Below are 5,954 nucleotides of genomic sequence, written 5' to 3'. Positions count from 1 at the left end.
TACCAAGACACCTGAAAAAAATATACAAGACAGAACAAGGAATAACAACCTATTTAGATCTTCAAAGAATAAAATGGGAGCAAGAAAGAGGAAAAATTATCTCAACCATGAAGTTTTTGACATAGCCACAATAAATAAAATAATCAAATATTTAATAATATTTAATAATATTTAATACATTTCTTAATAAAACAACTTTTAACGAGAAATCAAAGATTTCTCTAAATTTCCCTCAAAATAAAAATTTAATAAAATCAAAGATTTTTCTAACTTAATTAATTAAGTTAGATCAAAAGATATTTTAAAAAAAAAGAATCAATTTAAAAAATAATCAATTTAATTACAATAAATGTTTTTATTAATCTATCAATAATAGGATTAGATTAATAATAACTAACTGAAAAAGTGATAAAATGACACTTGATATTGCAAAACATAGAAATAAAATTAATAAAGATCAACCATCATTTAATTTTGTTCCTTTTATAGATATTCTCTTTACCATCTTGCTATTTTTAGTATTAAGCAGTAGTTTCAATGCAACAGATACACCTACTGGAAAACCAGAACTAACAGACACAACTGGAAATTCTGAATACTATTTATTACCTGTGGAAGGATTAGAAAAAGTTATTGTTAATGGACAAGATGTATCTTCGTTAATTAAAGGTCATTCCATTGGAATTCATACAAAAGTCATTGATCAAGGCGAAATAAGCATAAAACCTAAGGAAAAGTCGATAATCATAACCACACCTCCAGATATGAGTGTTGAACAAGCAGTGAGATCACCTAACGCTTAACATATCTTAAAAATAATTATTTTAATAAAATTATTAATAAAATTTAATAGCTATAATTATAATACAATTAATTATAAAATAACTATTTTAGTTAGAATATTTAAATAAATTTTTAAAATAAGGAGAAATAAATAATGTATTTAGGTAGAATACTATCTGTTGGTATGAACAGTGAAAAAAAGCCTTTTGTAGCGTATAGAGTTTCAAGTAGATCATTTCCAAATAGAATGGCTAAAACATTTGAAAATAAAAGCTCAATAATACCAAAAGAAGGTTATGAGAAAGATATATTTGAAAATCCATACATTGCATACAATTGTTTGAAAATTATAAATGATGATATTGCAGTAATAACAAATGGATCACATACAGACGTAATAGCTGATAAAATAGCTGTTGGAATGAATATTAAAGATGCTTTAACATTATCACTTCTTGCTATGGATTATGAGAAAGATGATTACAACACTCCACGAATAGCTGGAGTTGTTAGGTCAAAATCATCAGAAGATGAATATGAAGCTTATATTGGAATAGTAACTCATGAAAAAATACTAGTTGAAAAAGTAAACCCTGGAGAAGCTGCATTTATCTCAACTTATCAATGCCAAAATCCTGAAAATGTAGAATTCTGTGCAAAAACCTCAAAAGAAGCAGCTAAATTAATATTAAATGAAGGACCATTTGAAAAATTCACAAATCCTGTGGCTTCTGTAGGAGCAGTATTTGAAAATAAATGGGCTATGAGTGCATTGAACTTATAATTAAGTACTTAACTGACATATTAACACTGATTTCGCAAAATCGGAGATTTTGTAAAATCTATTTTATATTACTATTTTTTAAATTATTTTACTAAAAAATTATTTAATTTGATATAATGACAATTGAATTAATTGGACTAAACAAAATTCCTATAATAGATGGGAAAGAAAGTATAGCTAAAATAATTATTGAAGCTATTAAAAGTCAAAAAATTGAAGTTAAAGATCAGGACATAATACTTATTGCTGAAACATTAATAGCTAAATGTGAAGAGAATATTGTTGATTTAAATAAGGTTATTCCAAGTGATGAAGCTATAAAAATATCTAAAAAAACTAAAAAAGATCCTAAAATTGTTGAAGTTATTATCCAAGAATCTAATGAAATTATTGCAGTTGGACCAGACTTTATAATTAGTGAAACTAAAGAAGGATTTGTATGTGCCAATGCTGGAATAGATGAATCAAATGTTAAGGAAGGTTTTGCAACACCTATTCCAGAAAACCCTGATGAATCTGCAAGAACAATAAAAGAAGAGTTAGAAGAAATTACTGGTAAAAAAATAGCTATTATAATAACTGACACACAAGGAAGAGCTTTTAGAAATGGAGCAGTCGGTGTAAGTATTGGTTGTGCTGGAATAAATCCCTTATGGCAAAGGAAAGGTGAAAAAGACCTCTATGGACGAGAACTCCAAACTACAGAAATAGCTATTGGAGACGAATTAGCCTCTGCAGCATCCCTCCTAATGGGTCAAGCTAATGAAGGAATACCTGTTGTTATAATAAGAGGAATCAGCTATTTTAAAGATATTGAAAATGATAATGCCCATATAAAAACATTACTTAGGTCAAAGGAACGCGATATATTTCGTAATATTAAAAATAGCTATGAATAACAAGAAAATTAATAAAAATAATAATAAAAATAATAAGAATAATAAAAATAAAAAAATGGATTGCAGAATCGAATATTTTATGGAGCCATTATTAATGAAGGGTTTGAAATGATTACAATATTATCTGGAGGAACTGGAACTCCAAAATTAATTCAAGGGATTAAAGAGATATATGATGTTTCTAAACTGAATATAATAGTCAATACATTAGAAAATAGCTATTTTTCAGATATTTATGTGGCTGCAGACATTGATACTGTTTTATATACATTATCAGACATGATAAATGATGAAACATGGTATGGAATTAAAAATGACACATTTATAACACATGAACAGTTAAATAAACTTGGTTGTAATGAATTACTTAGAATTGGAGATATAGATAGAGCTACAAAGATTCAAAAAACTCTTTTAATGAAGAACCATTCGCTTTACGAAGCTGTGAGTATTCAAAAGGAAAGTTTGAATATTAAATCAAAAATCATTCCAATGAGTAATGAATCAAGTGATGTTAAATTAATAACTGATATTGGTGAATTAGAGTTCCATGATTTTTTAATAACTAAACAGTGTAATGCAAATGTATTAGATATTAAATTCAATGAAGTCGAACCATCCCCTGGACTTATTGAAGCAATTGAAAATTGTGAGAAAGTAATTATAGGTCCTTCTAACCCCATTACATCAATATTACCTATAATATCAATGAAAGGTGTTGAAAAAGCTTTGAAAAATAGCTATGTTGTTGCAGTATCTCCAATCATTGGTACTTCAGCTGTTTCTGGACCTGCAGGTCAGTTTATGAAGGCTTTAGGATATGAAGTCTCATCATATGGTGTAGCATCAATTTATAGTAGTTTTTTAGATAAATTAATCATTGATAATAGTGATGAGAATATGAAAAATCAAATAGAAAAACTAATAAAACATGTGGTTCTAACAAAAACTACTATGAATAATTTAGATAATAAAAAGCAAATAGCTAAGATTTGTTTGGAGTAATACTACTTAGATAAAAATTATTACTAATTAAATAAAATATTACCAGATATAGACAGAAGTAATTTTGTAAATAATCAATTAATATCTAGAATATTAAATATAAATCCTAAACAGTATAATATATTATCAGAATATGTATAATACTTATATTACAAACTTAATAATAGACTACAGTTAATTTTATATGAATATATAAAGATAAAATAACTATAATTTAAAATAACTATAATTGATATTTTTCAATTTAATAAAAGTATTCTTATGTTAAAATGTTTATTTTATGAAAATAACTTTTGAACAAACTTAATTTATTAAGTTAGAAAATTTTTGATTTCTTTAAAAATCATATATCTTAAAAAGTTAGAGAAAAGATTTTTTATCTTTTTTATTTTATCTTTTTTCGTTTCTTAAACTTTTATTTCCAAAAGAAATTTAGAGAAATCTTTGATTTTCTCGTTTCTAAAAGTTTGTTCCATATTTTCAAATATTCTTAAAAACATTCATTATATATTTTCATAGAGTGAAATTGGTCTATGGAAACAGGTAGATAATATGATACAGATGAGTTTAATACAAATTGATAACTATGGACCATGGACCGTTACACCTGCACCTCGTACTGAATCAGACCTTCAGATATTACAAGCTGAGTTGTATGCAGATGTCCAAAGGCAAATTGCAGCTAAAAAAGGTCTGGTATTCTACACACGTTTCGATAACATGCTTGCAGTTACCAATGGACTTAATAAAGAAGATCATATGCGAATACAAAGGTCCATAAGAAATAGATACCCCATCACTATTAGTATAGGTGTTGGAGCTGCTGAAACTCCTTACGAAGCTCAAAAATTAGCTACTGAAGCACTTCAAATAAAAGGTGGAGCTCAATCAAAGGAAAGGAAAGAAATACTGGCTATTGATAGTTTAGTAAAAGAAGAAGAAAGTTATGTCCAAATAGCCCATATTGACATAAATGGAGTTACTGAATCAATGACAGATATTGTCCCAGCATTCGATACCAATTTCCTTGTAAACAAAGCACAACACTATTTAATGACTAAATTAATTGAAAAAGGAGCCTTACTATTTTTTATTGGTGGAGATAACTTCATGTCCCCATGTAATGGATTAGATAGTGAAGAGTTATTAAATATAATTGAAGAACTTAAAGAAGAAATAAACATAGCTCATAAAGCAGGTATTGGAAGAAGTAACAACGCAGAAGACGCCGCATATTTAGCAGATTTAGGACTTGAAGAAATAAGAAATGGTGGAAATGAAGAGATAATCTGCCTCTTAGAAGATGATAAAGTACCTAAAGACCAAACTTAGATTCTACTTTTAATACACTGATTTCGCAAAATAGAAAATTTTGCAAAATCCTATCATATGAAGTTAAATCAGTTTTTATAAATTAGAACGGATTTTGAAAAAATTTTTTATTTTTTCGAAATCAACACTAAATATAAATGTAATGATTCAGGAGAGTTATTCTATTAAAGTGTTAGCACCAATGGCAGGAGTATGTGATTCAGAGTTCATTAATCGAATAATACCATTTGGTTTTGATATGGTAACCCTTGGAGGATATAATACTGATAAAGAAACCATTGAAGCTGGAAAAAAAATACTTCAAAGAGGTAGAAAAGAATTTGATATTAAAGAGGAAGAACTCATAAATCATATCCAAGAAGAAGTGGAAGTCATTAAAAGTAAATATGATGTATTAGTTTCAGCTAATTTAAGATCAACTACTCCAGATCCAATAATTGAAATTAGTAAAATCAAAAATCTTGATGTAATTGAAATAAACTGCCATTGCAGACAAAAAGAGATGTTAGATATTTCATGTGGTCAAGCACTCCTTAAAAACATTGAATTTTTAGAAAACTACTTAAAAGAAATCAGGAAAAAAGTTAAAAAGAAGATTTCCGTGAAAATAAGGGCAAATGTTGAAAATGTAGACACAATAGCTATCTCTAAATTAATTGATGAACTTAGATATGATTATCTCCACATTGATAGTATGAAACCAGGATTCCCTTATGCAGACTTGGATTTAATTAAAAAAATAGCTATTGAAACTGGTATTTACATTATAGGAAACAATTCTATAATAAACATAGAATCTGCAAATAAAATGATTAATGCTGGAGCATCTGGAATATCAATAGGAAGAGTAGCGATGCATAAAAATATAAATTTTGATTTAAAAGCTATAAAAACTATTTATTAAATTAACCATTATATCTTTTCTAACTTATTTTAGTAATCCAAATCACTAATTTTATATTATTAATTTTATTTTTAGTATTAAATTTATTATCACTAAAATTATTTTTATTAATAATATTAAGGAGTTTATCCATAATTAAAATAAAGGTTTATGATTGTTGGATATGGTTTTAGATGTTTTTTAGTTTTTGTTTTAGTTTTTTGGTCTATTTTTTGTGTTTTAGTTTTAAACTTTTTAAATGTGTTTT

Annotated in this window: 6 protein-coding genes; all 6 read left to right on the top strand. The window is 26.7% G+C overall.

Annotated features, from left to right (window positions below; all coding sequences use genetic code 11):
- Positions 1-413: 413 nt before the first annotated feature.
- The 6 genes from MBFIL_RS02015 (at position 414) to MBFIL_RS01990 (ending at position 5,707) form a co-directional block, all read left to right on the top strand.
- Complete coding sequence (locus MBFIL_RS02015; RefSeq protein WP_066971005.1) at positions 414-803, top strand: biopolymer transporter ExbD; 390 nt, start codon at positions 414-416, stop codon at positions 801-803.
- Positions 804-937: 134 nt separating this feature from the next.
- Positions 938-1,567: an IMP cyclohydrolase gene (locus tag MBFIL_RS02010; RefSeq protein ID WP_066971003.1), complete on the top strand. Its 630-nt coding sequence runs from the start codon at positions 938-940 to the stop codon at positions 1,565-1,567.
- A 116-nt stretch (positions 1,568-1,683) separates the two neighbouring features.
- Positions 1,684-2,466, top strand: coding sequence for a coenzyme F420-0:L-glutamate ligase (locus MBFIL_RS02005; RefSeq protein ID WP_066971002.1), 783 nt, complete (start codon positions 1,684-1,686; stop codon positions 2,464-2,466).
- Positions 2,467-2,574: 108 nt separating this feature from the next.
- Positions 2,575-3,471 carry a 2-phospho-L-lactate transferase gene (gene cofD / locus MBFIL_RS02000; protein WP_066971000.1) on the top strand — a complete coding sequence of 299 codons (897 nt, stop codon included), beginning with the start codon at positions 2,575-2,577 and terminating at the stop codon, positions 3,469-3,471.
- A 552-nt stretch (positions 3,472-4,023) separates the two neighbouring features.
- Complete coding sequence (locus tag MBFIL_RS01995) at positions 4,024-4,803, top strand: GTP cyclohydrolase III (protein ID WP_066970997.1); 780 nt, start codon at positions 4,024-4,026, stop codon at positions 4,801-4,803.
- 181 nt (positions 4,804-4,984) lie between these two features.
- Positions 4,985-5,707 carry an MJ0144 family RNA dihydrouridine synthase-like protein gene (locus MBFIL_RS01990; protein ID WP_066970995.1) on the top strand — a complete coding sequence of 241 codons (723 nt, stop codon included), beginning with the start codon at positions 4,985-4,987 and terminating at the stop codon, positions 5,705-5,707.
- Positions 5,708-5,954 lie beyond the last annotated feature (247 nt).

Origin of the sequence: Methanobrevibacter filiformis, from assembly GCF_001639265.1 — an archaeon.
Taxonomy (GTDB): Archaea; Methanobacteriota; Methanobacteria; order Methanobacteriales; family Methanobacteriaceae; genus Methanacia; species Methanacia filiformis.
Note: the sequence above shows the minus strand (reverse complement) of the source record. Positions and strands in the feature narration are given on the sequence as shown.